Below are 15525 nucleotides of genomic sequence, written 5' to 3'. Positions count from 1 at the left end.
CGAGGAGACAGGCCATGACCAAGGTGATCGCATTCGACGTCAACGAAACCCTGCTGGATCTCAGCTCGCTCGATGACGCGTTCGAGGACCTGCTGGGCTCGGCCGCCCTGCGCGGGCAGTGGTTCGCACAGATGCTCCAGCTGTCATTCGTCGGCGGACTGACCGGCGAGTACGTGGACTTCACCACCGCACAACACGCGGCACTGCACATGCTCGCCGAACGACACGGGCATACCCTCACGACCGATGAGGCCACCGCGGTGGTGAGCCGGATGAGCTCATTGCCGGCCCATCCGGAGGTTCCCGGAGCCCTACGGCGGCTGCGCACCACCGACCTCACGCTCGTCGCCCTGACGAACTCGATCCAGACGGTCGCCGAAGCACAACTGACCAATGCCGGGATCCGCGAGCATTTCGACGGCGTCATCTCGGCCGACGCTGTGAAACGGCTCAAGCCCGCTCCGGAGCCCTACCTCACGGTCGCGCGGGCATTCGACGTCGATCCGGCGGAAGTCCGCCTGGTCGCAGCGCACTCCTGGGACGTGTCCGGAGCGCTCGCCGCCGGATGCAAGGCCGCCTTCGTCACACGCCCCGGCATGGTGCCGAGCCCACTCGGCGGCCGACCTGACATCGTCGGCGCCGACGTCGCCGACGTCGTCGACCAGATCATGACAATGGACACCGAATAGCAGCGTCCACGCTGCTCGCTCACCAGGCGGTCCCCACCCGGTCGAACGTGCACCGGCCGGCGCCGCCATGACCTGGTCGTCCATGGCCGGCCGTGAACGCCGGCCCGACCAGCCGTACGCCAGGAGCTCGACCAGCCGTAGCCGCCGGCCGAGTTCCAGCCTGGTCATCACCGCGAGGCGGCCGATGCGGCTGTGGGCGCCATGCGGACCTGTCGCCCGCATGCTCGCATCCACCTCGATGGGCCCGTCCCGCCGCCTCCCGATCGTCTCCAGGCCGATGTCGTACACCCCCAGTCGGCGGCCGGTGGCGACGAGGATCTCGTCGGCCTCGAACCGCGAGCCGTCATCGGCCTGGACCATCACCGGCCCGCCGGTCGCCTGGCGTTCGACCCGAGCGAGTGAGCGGCCGAAGTGCAGGTCGATGCCGATTCCGCGAGGGACGGGGACACCAGCTCACCGGCGAACGGCTCGGTCCGAGTGAGTAGGCGGTCCTCGCGCACGAGGATGATGCTCTCGACGGCGCCGAGGGCGTGCAGCGCCTGCGTCATCTCGCACGCGACGGGCCCGCCGCCGATCACGATGAGCCGCTTGGGCGTCTGCCGTGTGCTGGTCGCCTCCCGGTTCGTCCACGGACGCGCCTCCCGCAGCCCGGGAACATCGGGGATCGCGGGAGCGCGCGAGGGGAGTCCTCGACACCGCCTACCGCGAGGGTCAAGCAGGCCGATGACCGCCGTGGGCCGTCCGTCCGAGGGTTCCGCACTGGGAGCAGGACACGGACGAAGCAAGAGGTCATGGCCGTACTCGGCGCGGCCGTCGCAGCGAACGGCATGCTGGAGGGCGCCGCCGACACAGATCCGGCCTGGCACCTTTGTCGTCGTCCATCCCCGTACAAGGCCGAGGCCGCGCCGACCGGGTGAATCAGCCGAACACGCGGCGCTGGATCTCGCGCCGGTAGTCGTCGAGGGTCTTGTCGAGGTGAACGGCCGCGGCCTGGGCTGCGGCATCGGGGTCGCCGTCCCGGATGGCCTGGTAGATCGCGGCGTGCTCCTCGACGGCCTCCTCGGCGTGGCCGCCGACCGTGCCGTGCAGGCCGATCGTGCTGGACTGGCGCTGGAGGCGCCGGGCCTCGCGGACCGCCGCGACGAGGAACGGGTTGTGCGAAGCGGTGGCGATGCCCAGGTGAAAGTCGTCGTCACCCTGGTCGAACAGCGCCGTCTGGCCGGTCGAATACCCCTCCCGGCACATCTCGGCGGCGGCCTCGATGGCGCGGAGCTCGGCGGGAGTGGCCCGGGCCGCGGCCAGCCGGCCGGCCGCGGTCTCCTGGACCCGGCGGAACTCGAACAGCATGTAGACGTGATCGAGGTCGGTCGGCAGGAAGAAGCCACCCCAACGCGATGAGCCGAGCATCCCCTCGTCGTCGGCGACATAGAGTCCGCGGCCCTTCTGGGCACGTAGCCGGCCGATCGCGGAGAGGATCTTCACGGCTTCTCGTACGACGGTCCGGCTGGTGCCCAGGCGTGCGGCGAGTTCGTTCTCGGTGGGCATCCGGTCGCCGGGCCGCAGGCGCAGCTCGGCGATGAGCTGGAGGATCTGCTCGGCCACCAGCTCATAGCGTGGCCGGTACGCGCCGGTCCGCCGTGCGTCGCCGTCCTGCTCCGGCGGCGGCGCATCGGTCGCAGCCGGCTTGGGCGTGCCGTCCACCGGCGTGCCTCCTTCGTTGCGGGTCACCCTGAGAGTATGACCCACCGTTGCCGCCCAAGGAGCATACATCTGTCGGTGTACGAAGCGAAGATGAGTAAGACTTATCGTGTCGCTCGCACGTCAGGTGAGCTGGTCCAACGTCGCTCTCCTGGCCTGGTCGCCGTAACACGGCCGTAAAAATGGGCCCGCCTCTCCTCTTGACGACCTCGGGCTCCGGAGCTCTGATGAGGGACGACAGGAGTCAGCTGGGCCGAGGTGCTCGCCAGAGCCTCCGCGACGCCGCGGACCACCTCGCCCGTTCGAAGTTCGGCGAGATGAGTAGGACACATTTCCCGCCCGCCATGTGCTGGTCGGCGGGTCCCACGACGTCAGTGGAGCAGCCAATGACAAGGAAGGCCCGCGCCGACGGCGCGAGGAGATCAGGCAGGAGCCGTCGCCGCGCCGTGCTGCTGGCCCTCGGCAGCGCGTTCACGTTGACCGTCGTGGCCTGCGGGGGAGGGGGAGCCGCCGGCGGGCAGGGAGGTCTCAAGAAGGCGCCGCAGACCGACGGGCCGCTGACGGTGTGGGTGGACTCGACGCGTCTGGCGGCCGCCCAGCTCTACCAGCGGCAACATCCCGCGGTGAAGATGAACATCGTCACCTATGACGGGGACGCCAACGGTTCGAACTACCTCCAGACCAAGGTGAGCCTGTTCAACCGAATCCGCAGGGGATGGCCGGACGTCGTCTTCAGTTCGCAGAACAACGAGGTCTCCTGGGCGGTGCAGGCGGGCTTCGCCGCTCCGCTGAACAAGGGTCTGATCCCACGGTCCGTCCTCGACGGCTTCGCTCGCGGCGCCAACGACCCGTGCATGGCGAACGGCACGCTGTACTGCCTGCGCAACGACCTGTCCCAGACCGTGCTCTGGTACAACGCCGGCCTCATGAGGAAGTGGGGCTACCGGGTCCCGGCGACGTGGGAGGAGTATCGGGCGCTGGGCGAGAAGGTCGCCGCCGGGCATCCCGGGTACCTGGTCGGTTCCGCGGGTGACAACTTCACCCCCGAGATCTACATGTGGGCGAGCAAGTGCGGCGCCAACCAGATCACCGGCCCCAAGGCCGTCACGATCGACACGACGAGCGCGAACTGCACCCGGATGGCCTCACTGCTGGACACCCTGATCAAGAACCACACCATGTCCACGAGCAGCGTGTTCAGCTCCGACTTCGACAAGAACCAGGCCGGCAGGATCCTCATGCTGCCCGGCCCTTCGTGGTTCGGCGGCTCGCTGTTCCAGGGCACGTTCAAGACCCCCGCCGGCCAGATCGCGGTCGCCCCGACGCCCCAGTGGTCCGGCGACCCGGCCCCCTCCGCCGGCAATGTCGGCGGCGGCACCTGGCTGCTGTCGGCGCACAGCGCCCACCTGAAGGCCGGCACCGACTTCCTCACCTGGGTGACCACCGCGAACGACTACCAGGGAAAGGTCGCTCCCGGCTATCCGGCGTACACGGCCGCGGCCAAGGCGTGGCTGGCGAACCAGACCTCCTCCCGCTACTACGCGGGGGACATCGCCGGGCCGCTCCAAACGGAGGCCGGGCGGGTGTGGCCCGGCTGGGGATACGGCCAGTTCAGCCAGGAGGCGATCTGGGCGGCCACCGTCACACCGGGCGTGACCGCGGGCAAGACGATCGTCTCTCTCCTGCCCGCATGGCGGAACGCGATCGCGAACTACGCGCGGTCCGACGGATACAAGGTCGGCCAGTGAGGGAGCGGAACACCAGACAGGGAAGACCGGTGGGCGCTCCGTCGCACGGGGCATCGCGTATCGCGTGGCCTGGCCGGGCCGGACACGGTTTCGTCGCCCCGTACGTCGTGCTGCTGATCGCGTTCGGCGTCGTGCCGACGGTCTACGCGATCTACTTCGCCTTCACCGACGCGAGCGAGCGCTTCGCCGGACTGTCGAACTTCACCACCGCGGCGGCCGACTTCCGCTTCCTGCCGGCCATCGGGCACGTGGCGCTCTACCTGCTGGTCTGGCTCGTCTTCCTGGTGGTCCTGGTCGTCGGGCTCGCGCTTTCGCTGCACGGCCTGACCGTTCGCGCGGCCGACCGGGCCCTGCGCTTCCTGTACTACCTCCCCGGCGCGCTGGCCGGGGCGGCGAGCGCGATGGTCTGGCTGTTCATGCTCGACCCGGCGGTGAGCCCGGTGGGTTTCCTGCTGCGTGCTCTCGGCTACGACACCTTCGGCCAGGTCATCGCGCCCGGACACCTGCCGATCCTGCTGGCCGTCATCGCGTTCTGGACGGGTGCGGGCGGCTGGATCGTGGTCATGTACGGCGCGCTGAACAACATCTCCCCGGACGTGCTGGAGGCGGCCCGGATCGACGGGGCCGGGCCCTGGCAGGTCGCGTGGCGCATCCAGTTGCCGCTCCTGCGCAAGTGGATCGTCTACATGGTGATTCTGTCCTTCGCCGCGGGCACCCAGCTGTTCGTCGAGCCGCAACTGCTGTCGCAGGCGAGCAACGGGGTGGCCGGCCGCGACTACTCGCTCAACCAGCTCTCCTACGACTTCGCCTTCCAGAACGACAACGTCGGCTCCGCGGCGGCCATCTCGGTCGAGCTGCTGGTCGTCGGGCTCGTCGTCGCGGGTCTGTTCGTCGCCAGATCGGGGTTCTTCGATGCCGACTGACCCCCGGCGGCCGGGCCGCGCCGTTCGCCGGCGGCCGCCGAACCCGCTCCGCGCCCTGGTGCTCGCGGTGTTCCTGCTGTTCTTCGTCGTCCCGGTCCTGTGGCTCCTGCTGGCGGCCACCAAGACCGACGAGCAACTCGTCCACGGCGACCCGCTCTCGGCCGGGTCCTGGTCCGCACTGCGGCACAACTGGGACGCGCTGACCTCGTACCAGGACGACGCGATCTTCCAATGGCTGGGCAACTCCGCGCTCTACTCGTTCGTCGCACTCGCGATCACACTGTGCGTGACGATTCCCGCCGGTTACGCGCTCGCGATGACCGAGTTCCGCGGTCGCCGCACTCTCCTGGTGGCGACCCTGGTCGTCATGCTCATGCCGAACGCGACGCTCGTGGTGCCGTTGTTCCTGGAGGTCGACGCGGTCCACCTGGTCGGCTCGATGTGGTCGATCATCCTGCCGTACTCGTTCTATCCGTTCGGCGTGTACCTCACCTACATCTACTTCAGCACCGCGATGCCCAGAGAACTGCTGGCCGCCGCGAAACTCGACGGCTGCTCGGAGTTCGGCGCCTTCCGCCGGATCGCCCTGCCGCTGGCCGCGCCGGTCGTCGCCCTGGTCGGGTTCTTCAGCTTCGTGGCCAACTGGACGAACTATTTCCTCCCGTACGTCCTGCTGCCCGAGAGCGGCCAGTTCCCGGTCCAGGTCGGTCTGGGCACGCTGCTGAACAACGTCCCCCAGTTCAACCCGACCGTCGGCTCGCTCGAGGTCCAGCGACCCGAGCTGGCGCTGGCCACGCTGCTGGCGATCACGCCCGTACTCGTCGTCTTCCTGTTCTCACAGCGCTTCCTGGTCGCCGGAATGCTCGCCGGCGCGACCAAGGGCTGATCCCCGCGCCCCGGAATGGAGAGTCCCGGATGCATCCCGTCATCACGGCCTCGGTACCGCTGCTCGAACCGCCGGGCTGGGCGATAGCGCAGCGCTGGCTGTTCGACCTGCTCGATCACGCCTGGCGCCGGTTCGCGCGCGACTTCACCGGCCCGGACGGGCGGCTGCTCTACCACGACCGGCTCACCTCACGCGATGGCGTGGACGACTTCTACGAGACCTTCTTCAACTGGCCCCAGCTCTACCTCCTCGGCGGGGCCGACGACCTGCTCGCCGCGTCCGAACGGCACTGGGAGGGAGTCACCCGGCAGCTCACCGAACTGGGCATGCTGCATGAGGAGTACGAACGCGGCTACGACTGGTTCCACCAAGGCGAGAGCCTGCTGCTGTTCTACTTCCTGTGCATGGCCGCGCCCGAGCGCTGGACGGAGCGAGCGCTGCGGTTCGCGGATCTGTACGTCGACCCGGCGCACGGCAACTACGATCCCGCGCACCGCGTCATCCGCCGGCCCCACAACGGCAGCGACCCGCGGAGGGAAGGGCTCTTCGACGGCGACGCCTATCCCTGGCTGCCCAAAGAGGCGCGGACGTACGGCTTCCCGCTTGAGTGGGTGCTGCCGCCCGGCGCCGAGCCGGAAGCGCCGGATCGCGACCCGCGGCTCGGCGAGGAGATGCGTCGCCGCATGGGCACCGGCGACACCGCGGTCAACCTGGCCGCCGCAGGGCTCGTCCTCAACGCCTGGACGCTGTCCGGTGAGTCGCGATACCGGGACTGGATCGCCGAGTACGTCGGCGCGTGGCGCGAGCGCGCCGCCGCCAACGGCGGCGTACTGCCCGACAACGTCGCCCCGGACGGCACGGTCGGCGGCCTGCTCGAAGGCCGCTGGTACGGCGGCCACTACGGCTGGTCCTGGCCGCACGGCTGGTACAGCGTCGGGCACGCCGCCATCGTCGGCGCCCTCGCCGCCGCCGGCGCGACCGGCGACGATGCTCACCTCGACCTCGTACGCCCGGCGCTGGACGAGATCATCGCCCGCGGCGAGGTGCTGGCCTTCACCGAGGCCGATTCCAGCCTGGAGTCGAAGTGGACCGTCCAGCTCGAGGAGGACGTCCGCACACCCACGCTGCACGTGCCGTTCCGGTACGGTGACCGCGGCTGGTTCGACTACAACCCCATGTTGATGGCGGTGCCCATCGCGCTGTGGCACCACTCCGCGTCCGACGCCGACCGGGAGCGCATCGAGCGGCTGCGGGCGGCCTCCGGCTACGACTGGCGGACCGTCCGGCCGTTTCGCAGCAAGGAGGAGGCCGGGCACGAGGAGCCCTGGTTCGCCTTCCTCGCCGGCGACGATCCCGGCTACCCGGAACGGATCCTCGCCGCCGCGCAGGCTCAGGTGCGGCATCGCCTGACCCGCATGGAGCGATATCGCGGCATGGACGTGCCCGAGGCCGACATCCACGTTTGGCAGCAGTCGAACCCGGTGGTCACCGAGGCCCTCGTTCAGCTGACCTGGGGCGGCCCGCAGGTCGTCTACAACGGCGGCCTGCAGCAGGCGCGGGTGCGCTACTACGACGCCGACGCGCGGCGCCCGGGCCTTCCCCCCGAGGTCGCGGCCCTGGTGTCCCGCATCGATCCGGAGGCGACCGTCGTCGACCTGGTGAACCTCGACCCGCGGTCGGCACGCCGCGTCATCGTGCAGGCCGGGGCGTTCGCGGAGCACACCATCGGCACGGTGCGCCACACGGTCTGCGACGACCCGTCCTGGATCGGCGACATGTACGACTACGGGCACCGCCGGCCGGTCGTGGCATCGGAGGAGATCGACGTCGACGGCCCCTGGCTTCTCGTGGAGCTGCCCAGGTCGACCCGGATCCGCCTCACGCTGGATCTCGACCTGCGTACGCGCCCCCCGTCGTATCGCACGCCGTTCGACACGCAGGAGCGCGAGGGCCACTCCTCCCCGCACGCGACGTCACTCCGCGAAGGGGAGGACTCGTGACCGCTCGACGCGTCGCCTACGCCGGGGAGCGACGGCTGCGGATCGACCCCGCCGAGCCGACGCCACCGTCGCCGGGACAGGTCCGCGTCGACGTCGCCTACACCGGGATCTGCGGCACCGACCTGCACATTCTCCACGGCGACATGGACGGCCGAGTCGACCCGCCCTGTGTCATCGGCCACGAGATGTCGGGCCGGATCGCGCAGGTCGGCGCCGGCGTTCGTGACTGGCGGCCGGGGGACCCCGTCACCGTCATGCCGCTGGTTCCCTGCCGGACCTGCCCGGCCTGCCGTGCGGGCCACGCGCACCTCTGTCACCGTCTGGTCTTCCTCGGCATCGACGCGGCGGGATCCCTGCAGAACAGCTGGACCGTGCCCGCGTCCACGCTGGTCCGGCTCCCCACGGACCTGGCCCTGGAGCACGCCGCCCTCGTCGAGCCCACCGCCGTGGCCGCACACGACGTACGGCGCGCGGAGCTACGGCCGGGGGAGCAGGCGGTCGTGGTCGGCGGCGGCCCGATCGGGCTGCTCATCGCGATCGTCGCCCGGCGGTCCGGGGCGGGCGTGCTGCTGGTGGAACCGGACCCGTACCGGCGCTCCGTCGCCGAGGGACTCGGTCTGACCTGCGCCGATCCGGGCGGAGGCGACCTCGCCGAGTTCGTCGAGCGATGGACCGGCGGAGCGGGTGCCGCTGCGGCGTTCGAGGTCTCCGGCACGGCGGCCGGCGTCACCGCCGCCGTCGACGCGCTGGCCGCCCGCGGCCGCATGGTTCAGGTCGCCATTCACCCCGTCGCGCGGGAGATCAGCCTCCACCGTTTCTTCTGGCGCGAACTGACCCTGCTCGGCGCGCGCCTGTACGACCGGGCCGACTTCGAGACGGCCGTCGGTCTCATCGCCGAGGGGGAGATCCCCGCCCGAGCGCTGATCTCGCGGATCGAACCCCTCGATCGGGCGGCGCAGGCGTTCGCGGCGCTCGAATCCCGGGCGGACGTCATGAAGGTCCTGGTCGACTGCAGGACGAACGAGAAGGCGGACTCGCGATGACCGATCCGCGAGCCTTCGCACCGAACGGAAGGCTCGCGGTGGTCACCGGCGCGTCTGGATGAGGCACGCCGGTCAGGTCAGCTGCGACTCCACTTCTGGTTGCCCTGGCCGTTGCAGGTCCAGATCTCCACGGCGGTGCCGTTGGCGGTGGCCTGGCCCGTGACGTCCAGGCACAGCCCCGAGCCCACGCCGACCACGGTGCCGTCGGCGTTCAGGTGCCACTGCTGGTTCGCTCCGCCGTTGCAGGTCCAGATCTCCACCCGCGTGCCCGGGCTGGTGGCGTTGTTCGGCACGTCCAGGCACTTCCCGCCGTACACCGTCAGCTCGTTGCTCGCATTGAGGGTCCACTGCTGGCCCGCACCGCCGTTGCAGTCGTAGATCTGCAGGTAGGTGCCGTCGCTCTGGGACCCGTTCGGCACGTCCAGGCACCGGCCGGAGCCGGTGCCGCGCAGTACGCCGGTGGCCGGGCCGCCGCCGTCGCCGGGCCGGACTCCCGCGGCCGCCATCACCGACTGCGCGCCCGACGGCCAGGTGTTGTTGCTCACCAGCGTGTTGCCGGACACCGAGTTGCCGCGGTCGCCATTGTTGATGTTGGTCCCGCCGTTGCTGTACCAGTTGCCGGCGAGGGTCAGGGTTCCGGTGTTGTTGTTGCCGTTGGCGTTCTCGACCGCCCAGGTTCCGCCGACGGAGGAGAAGACGTTCCCCGAAGCGGTGAAATACCGCGATCCCTCATCGAAGTACAGGCCGAAGTAGCCGTTCGTCCGCAGGCAGTAGTTGCCGCTGATGACCCCGCCCGGGTTCGCCGAGAGCGTGTAGACGCATCCGCCGTCGTTCATCTGTTGCATGACGTCGTGCACGTAGTTGCCGGTGATCTGGTCGTTCGACGCGGTCGTCGCCGTGCTGTAGCGCGGCTGGTAGTTGTACAGGCCGCGGTTGGCGTAGTCGTTGCTGCCGCCGGCGTCGTTGGCACCCCAGCCGAAGCCGACCGAGATGCCGGAGTACGGCATGTTGTACACCTCGTTGTGAGTGATCGTGGCGTTCGTGACGTACGTTGGCAGGAACGAGGTGATGCCGCGATAGTCCAGGCCGATGTCGTGGACGACGTTGTCGCTGATCGTGAGGTTCTTGTTGACCATCCGCTGGTCGCCGGGGTGGTGCGCGTCGGCCTGCACACCGCCCGCGACGATGGCGCCGGCCGCGTCGCCGGTGAAGACCGAACCGCTGACGGTGACGGAGGCGGTGCCCAGGCCGACACCGCTGGCGTGGGCGTTCGCGTCGTTCCCGATGCCCACCGCGTTCTGGCCGAGGTCGACGAACTGGTCGCGGCCGAACGTGATGCCGCTCGCCGCGGACACCTGGACCGCCGCGGGCATCTGGCTCCAGTGCGGCCGGGCGGCCTCGAACTGGGTGCAGCCGGAGTTACAGGAGCCGAACGCGGGCCAGGACCGGTCGCCGGACAGGTAGGCGCCGGTCTGCTGGTCGGCGTACCCCTGGCCGCCGCTCGGGCCCAGCCAGCTCGTGCCGGTGAAGGTGATGCCGGTGAAGGCGAGGTCGTGAGCGGGTGAGTCGTAGGTGCCACCGACGTCGAGCAGCGACTGCAGCAGCGGCAACTCGACATCGGCGCTGCTCATGCTCTGCCCGGAACGCGGGATGTAGTAGAGGGTGCCCGTCGTGGTGTTGAGATACCACTCGCCGGGCGAGTCGAGGAACTCGTAGGCGTTCTCCAGGTACAGGGGGCCGGCCCGGAACGGGCTGCTCAGCGTGTCGTAGCCGAAGTTGTTGTTGTTCCACGCCGGCTGCTGCATCGTCAGAACGTCGCCGCCGATGCTCTGCACGGGCGAGTACCGGTCGGTGAACGAACCGACACTTTCGACCTCGACGCGGTTCTGGCCGGTCAGGTTGTTCAGATAGCTCAGGGCGCTGTTGGAGAACCGCATGCCGGTGGCGGTGAAGGTGAAGTCCGACCGGTTCACGCTGGTGCGCGCACGCGTGGCCGGTGCACCGTCGACGTACAGCTGCCGGGTGTCGACGCCGGTTCCGACGTTCGCCTTCCAGATGTTCTTGGACGAGTCGGCGAGGCTCCACCCGGTGACCGCCTTCGCGCCGCTGATCACCGGATGCGCGCCGGACGCCGCCTGCCAGCTGACCGTGTGGCCGCCGGTACCGGAGTCGGCGGCGGTGAACCGCAGCGGCGAGGTCTGCCGGTAGACCCCGTCGGCGAGCTCTACCGCGATATCGCCGGACATCGAGCCGTTCATCGATCGGACCGCTGCCTGCGCTCCCGCCAGTGAACAGGGCTGCCCGGCCGAACACGCGCTGCCGCTCCCCGACGGCGACGCGTAGATCGTCGTGGTCGCCGCCGAGGCGGAAGCCGCGGGAACGATCAGGGCGGCCGCCGCGAGCAGCCCGACCGCGGCCGCTCTGAGGGCGGCGGGTGCCCTCCGGCGTCTCAGGAACGGAGACGAAGACATTGGCGGGCCTCCCAGGTCGGTCGTCGATCGCGGCGCTATGTCGAATCGATTCGCTAGGCGCGGTTTCGAGCGGATGCTACGGCCGGCGCCGATCCGGGTCAACGGCTTCCACCGGCGTTCACGGGTCTCATGCGCCGTCGGCTCTGGTAAGTCATGAAAGCTCATTGACACGCCCGACCTACGCATTTAACGTCCAGGCCGAATCGGTTCGACATCTGTACGAGATGTCGAACAGGTGATGCGAATGAGTCTCGTCCGCTGAAGGGACAAGCCCCATGCCACGAATCAGCCGCATCCTCCGGCGGCTACGCGTCACGGTGGTCGTGCTGACCGGTGTCTTACTGGCCGCGAGCGGTGTCGTGGGCACCGTGACGACGCCGGCCCGGGCGGCCACCTCGATCACCGTCAACGGTGCGTCGGGCGGTCGTACGTTCGACGGCGTCGGCGCGGTCAGCGGCGGCGGCGGCAACAGCCGGCTGCTGATCGACTATCCCGAGCCGCAGCGCGGCCAGATCCTGGACTACCTGTTCAAGCCGGGCTACGGGGCCGCCCTGCAGATGCTGAAGGTCGAGATCGGCGGTGACACCAACTCCACCAGCGGCGCCGAGCCCAGCCACTCCCACTTCCGCGGCGATCTGAACTGCGATCGTGGCTACGAGTGGTGGATCATGGAACAGGCCAAGGCGCGCAACCCCGGCATCAAGCTGGTCGGGCTGGCCTGGGGCGCGCCGGGATGGATCGGCAACGGCACCTTCCTGTCCACCGACATGATCAACTATCTGGTGTCGTGGCTGGGCTGCGCCAAGCAGCACAACCTGTCGATCGACTACCTGACGGCCGCGCAGAACGAGAAGCTGTGGGACGTCAACTGGACGATCAACCTCCGCAACGCGCTGAACGCGGCCGGCTATTCGAACGTCAAGATCATCGTCGGCGACCAGTACCCGGGTGCCTGGGTCGGGGCCGATCAGGTCGCGAGCAACGCCACCTTCCGGGCCGACGTCGACGTCCTGAGCGGACACTATCCGTGCGGATACCTGAGCGCGCAGACCTCATGCTCGGTGCCGTCGAACTTCACGAGCTCCGGAAAGACGCTGTGGTCGAGCGAGAACGGCTCGCAGGACTACAACGGGGGTGCCGCGCCGCTGGCACGGGGCGTCAACCGGTCCTATATCGACGGCAAGATGACCGCCTACCTGAACTGGGATCTGATCGCCTCGGTCACGCCGAACATCCCGTGGCCGACCGTCGGGCTCATCCTGGCGAACCAGCCGTGGTCGGGCTGGTACGCCGTCGGCAAGGACAGCTGGGCGCTCGCGCACACCACTCAGTTCACCGCCCCCGGGTGGAAGTACCTCGACTCCTCCAGCGGCTATCTCGGCGGCAACCGGAACAACGGCAGCTACGTGTCACTGAAGTCGACGAACAACACCGACTACAGCACGATCATCGAGACCGCGGACGCCACGAGCGCCCAGACGCTGAACTTCGGCGTCACCGGAGGACTGTCCACGGGCGCGGTGCACGTGTGGGCGACCAACCTCAACTCCGGTAACCCGGCCGACTACTTCGTGCACACCGCCGACATCACCCCGTCCGGCGGGAACTTCTCCCTCACCCTCCAGCCCGGCTACCTCTACACCGTCACGACCACCACCGGGCAGGGCAAGGGCACGGCCACCAGCCCGGCCCAGGGCGCGCTGAACCTTCCGTACGGCGACGACTTCGACTCCTACTCCGCGGGCCACGAGGCGAAGTACCTCATGGACATGCAGGGCGCCTTCGAGGCGAGCGCCTGCGGCGGCGGCCGCTCCGGCATGTGCGTCCGCCAGGGCAGCACGCAGGCCGCGATCGGGTGGAAGCCGATCTCCGACCCGTACGCACTGCTGGGCAACACCGGCTGGACCAACTACACCGTCTCCTCCGACGTGCTGCTGGAGAAGTCCGGGTACGCCGAGGTCATCGGGCGCGCCGGCGCGCAGAGCACCGGCGACCCGAACGGACTGAATGCCTACTACCTGCGGGTCAGCGACACGGGAGCCTGGTCGATCCTGCGCTCGAACACCAGCGCGCAGTGGACGACGTTGCGCAGTGGCACGACCTCGGCACTCGGCACGAACCGCTGGCACACCCTCGCCCTGGGCTTCTCCGGCGGCACCATCACCGCCACCGTCGACGGCGCCTCTCTCGGCTCGGTGAGCGACTCCGCCTACGGCGCGGGCCAGATCGGCCTGGGAACGAGTCAGGGCGAGACCGCGCAGTTCGACAACCTCAAGATCACCCCCGGCTCGGGCGGCGGTACGGGCGGGTCGCCGTCCGCGCTGATCAACACCGGCTCCGGCCGTTGCCTCGACGTCCCGAACGTCTCCCAGACCAACGGCACGCAGGCCGAACTGTGGGACTGCAACGGCGGAACGAACCAGCAGTGGACGCCGACCTCGTCCAAGCAGCTCCAGGTGTACGGCGCCAAGTGCCTGGACGCGGAGGGCGCCGGAACGTCCGCCGGCACCCACGTGATCATCTGGGACTGCAACGGCGGCGCCAACCAGCAGTGGAACCTCAACACCGACGGCACCGTCACCGGCGTCCAGTCCGGCCTGTGCCTCGACGCGGTCAACGGCGGCACCGGCAACGGAACGCTGATCGACCTGGGCACCTGCACCGGCGGCGGCAACCAGAAGTGGTCGCGGGGCTGACCCCGCGAGCTGATCGGCCGGTCCCCGGTCCGCCGCCGGCGGGCCGGGGACCGGCCCCGGCTCGCCGCCCCGTGCCACGCCGGCCAGGTGGTTCAGCGCGGCGTGGGTGCCGGACCGGTGCTGTTCCGGAGCGAGATCGGCGGAGTGAACAGATGGTGCGGGGGCGGGGAGTCCGGCTCGGCGATACGGCCGATGAGGAACTCCACGGCCGCCGCGCCCATGTCGGCCGCCGGCACGTCGGCGGCGGTGAGCTCGGGATGGAACTGCTCGGCCCAGTACCGCGCGGCGACGCCGGCCACGGAGAACCGCGCCGGGATCTCCAGGCCGGCGCGGTCGAGCGCGCGCTGCACCCCGGGCAGGGCCGCCTCGTTGACCGTGACCGCCGCGGTCACCTCGGGATGGGTTCGCAGGATCTCCTGGACGCAGGACTCTCCGGCCGCCGCGTTGTCGGCGCAGCAGAACTCGAACCCTTCCACGCCGCGGCGGGCGACCGCCTCGTTGAAGCCCTCGCGCGCTCGGTGGGCGGGGCCGTAGCCCGAGGCGACCAGCTCGGCCGACCGGTTGACCAGTGCGAGATGCCGGTGCCCGAGGTCGACCAGATGGTTCGTGCATCGTTCGGCCAGCGACGCGTAGTCCACGTCGACCCAGCACGTGTCCTGCGGCCGCGTGGTGCGCCCGATGGTGACGAACGGCAGCCCCATGTCGCGCAGCCGCTCGACGCGCGGATCCTTCAGGCGGACCTCCATGAGGATCACGCCGTCCACCCGGCGCCCGCCGACGATCCGCTCGAACGAGCGGTCGTGGTCGTCGGCCGCGGGGGAGAGCAGCACGTCGAGATCGGCGCGGTCGGCGGCCGCCATGACGCTGGCGACGAAGTCCAGTTGCATGAACGTCAACCGGTCCCGGACCGGTGGGACGACCAGTCCTAGGGTGCGGGTACGACCCTCCTTCAGCGCGCGGGCGGCGGCGTTGGGCCGGTAGCCCAACTCGTCGATGACCGACTGGATGCGCTGCCTGGTCGCCTCGGACACGGACCGCTTGCCGCTGAGGGCGTACGACACCGTGCTGCGCGATACGCCGGACCGGCGGGCGATCTCCCCGATGTTCATCAAGCTCCTTCGCGGCGTCGGCGGCCGTGGACCTGTCGACCGGCGCGCGCGGTCGGTGCCGCGAGTCGAATCGATTCGTAGACGAGGAAAGAGTATAGTCACCCGACTTTTTGCCGGGCAACGCTCCGCCCCCTGGCGTGGCCGTTCCGGTGCGAGCGCCTTCCCGGCCTGACGGGCGTGGCCGGCGTGAAAACTTTCACGCCGGCCGGCCCCGAACCGAGGTGCCGATGCCTGCTCCGCAAGGCCTCTACCAGGGAAGACC

At 69.6% G+C, this 15525-nt stretch carries 11 protein-coding genes; 7 read left to right on the top strand and 4 right to left on the bottom strand.

The window, feature by feature from the left end:
- Nucleotides 1-14: 14 nt before the first annotated feature.
- Nucleotides 15-689 carry a haloacid dehalogenase type II gene (locus tag QSK37_RS18080; RefSeq protein WP_285622340.1) on the top strand — a complete coding sequence of 225 codons (675 nt, stop codon included), beginning with the start codon at nt 15-17 and terminating at the stop codon, nt 687-689.
- A 359-nt stretch (nt 690-1048) separates the two neighbouring features.
- On the opposite strand, the gene QSK37_RS51750 is transcribed toward QSK37_RS18080, so the two are convergent.
- Together QSK37_RS51750 and QSK37_RS18075 are read right to left on the bottom strand one after the other, a co-directional pair.
- Complete coding sequence (locus QSK37_RS51750; protein ID WP_432705574.1) at nt 1049-1693, bottom strand: FAD-dependent oxidoreductase; 645 nt, start codon at nt 1691-1693, stop codon at nt 1049-1051.
- Complete coding sequence (locus tag QSK37_RS18075; RefSeq protein ID WP_285584937.1) at nt 1608-2417, bottom strand: FadR/GntR family transcriptional regulator; 810 nt, start codon at nt 2415-2417, stop codon at nt 1608-1610. The genes QSK37_RS51750 and QSK37_RS18075 overlap by 86 nt, the downstream gene beginning before the upstream one ends.
- A gap of 356 nt (nt 2418-2773) precedes the next feature.
- On the opposite strand from QSK37_RS18075, the gene QSK37_RS18070 reads away from it, so the two are divergent.
- Genes QSK37_RS18070 through QSK37_RS18050 form a run of 5 tightly spaced genes read left to right on the top strand, consistent with a single transcriptional unit; the run spans nt 2774 to nt 8987 of the window.
- Entirely contained in the window at nt 2774-4135 is a 1362-nt protein-coding gene (locus QSK37_RS18070; RefSeq protein WP_285622337.1) for an ABC transporter substrate-binding protein, read from the top strand.
- Between the two features lie 29 nt (nt 4136-4164).
- A complete protein-coding gene (locus tag QSK37_RS18065; RefSeq protein WP_285622335.1) occupies nt 4165-5058 on the top strand; it encodes a carbohydrate ABC transporter permease in 894 nt (297 codons plus the stop codon).
- A complete protein-coding gene (locus QSK37_RS18060; RefSeq protein ID WP_285622332.1) occupies nt 5048-5944 on the top strand; it encodes a carbohydrate ABC transporter permease in 897 nt (298 codons plus the stop codon). Before QSK37_RS18065 ends, QSK37_RS18060 begins: the two co-directional genes overlap by 11 nt.
- A gap of 29 nt (nt 5945-5973) precedes the next feature.
- Entirely contained in the window at nt 5974-7944 is a 1971-nt protein-coding gene (locus tag QSK37_RS18055; RefSeq protein WP_285622327.1) for a DUF8034 domain-containing protein, read from the top strand.
- Nucleotides 7941-8987 (top strand): zinc-dependent alcohol dehydrogenase, encoded by a 1047-nt coding sequence (locus tag QSK37_RS18050; protein WP_285622324.1) that lies wholly within the window; start codon nt 7941-7943, stop codon nt 8985-8987. Before QSK37_RS18055 ends, QSK37_RS18050 begins: the two co-directional genes overlap by 4 nt.
- Nucleotides 8988-9064: 77 nt before the next feature.
- On the opposite strand, the gene QSK37_RS18045 is transcribed toward QSK37_RS18050, so the two are convergent.
- Nucleotides 9065-11458, bottom strand: a complete 2394-nt coding sequence (locus QSK37_RS18045) for an RICIN domain-containing protein (RefSeq protein ID WP_285622322.1) — start codon at nt 11456-11458, stop codon at nt 9065-9067.
- A gap of 275 nt (nt 11459-11733) precedes the next feature.
- Here QSK37_RS18045 and QSK37_RS18040 point away from each other — a divergent pair, with 275 nt between their 5' ends.
- On the top strand, nt 11734-14154 hold the full coding sequence (locus QSK37_RS18040; protein WP_285622318.1) for a ricin-type beta-trefoil lectin domain protein: 2421 nt from the start codon (nt 11734-11736) through the stop codon (nt 14152-14154).
- A gap of 92 nt (nt 14155-14246) precedes the next feature.
- On the opposite strand, the gene QSK37_RS18035 is transcribed toward QSK37_RS18040, so the two are convergent.
- Nucleotides 14247-15263 carry a LacI family DNA-binding transcriptional regulator gene (locus QSK37_RS18035; RefSeq protein ID WP_285622315.1) on the bottom strand — a complete coding sequence of 339 codons (1017 nt, stop codon included), beginning with the start codon at nt 15261-15263 and terminating at the stop codon, nt 14247-14249.
- Nucleotides 15264-15525: the final 262 nt, after the last annotated feature.

The sequence above is a fragment of the Actinoallomurus iriomotensis genome (assembly GCF_030269445.1).
Taxonomy (GTDB): Bacteria; Actinomycetota; Actinomycetes; order Streptosporangiales; family Streptosporangiaceae; genus Actinoallomurus; species Actinoallomurus iriomotensis.
This window is presented reverse-complemented; position numbering and strand designations above follow the sequence as displayed.

Coding starts and splice junctions, on each gene's coding strand:
- QSK37_RS18080 (WP_285622340.1), top strand. CDS start 15: ATGACCAAGGTGATCGCATTCGACGTCAACGAAACCCTGCTGGATCTC.
- QSK37_RS51750 (WP_432705574.1), bottom strand. CDS start 1,693: ATGCCGCAGCCCAGGCCGCGGCCGTTCACCTCGACAAGACCCTCGACG.
- QSK37_RS18070 (WP_285622337.1), top strand. CDS start 2,774: ATGACAAGGAAGGCCCGCGCCGACGGCGCGAGGAGATCAGGCAGGAGC.
- QSK37_RS18060 (WP_285622332.1), top strand. CDS start 5,048: ATGCCGACTGACCCCCGGCGGCCGGGCCGCGCCGTTCGCCGGCGGCCG.
- QSK37_RS18055 (WP_285622327.1), top strand. CDS start 5,974: ATGCATCCCGTCATCACGGCCTCGGTACCGCTGCTCGAACCGCCGGGC.
- QSK37_RS18045 (WP_285622322.1), bottom strand. CDS start 11,458: ATGTCTTCGTCTCCGTTCCTGAGACGCCGGAGGGCACCCGCCGCCCTC.
- QSK37_RS18040 (WP_285622318.1), top strand. CDS start 11,734: ATGCCACGAATCAGCCGCATCCTCCGGCGGCTACGCGTCACGGTGGTC.
- QSK37_RS18035 (WP_285622315.1), bottom strand. CDS start 15,263: ATGAACATCGGGGAGATCGCCCGCCGGTCCGGCGTATCGCGCAGCACG.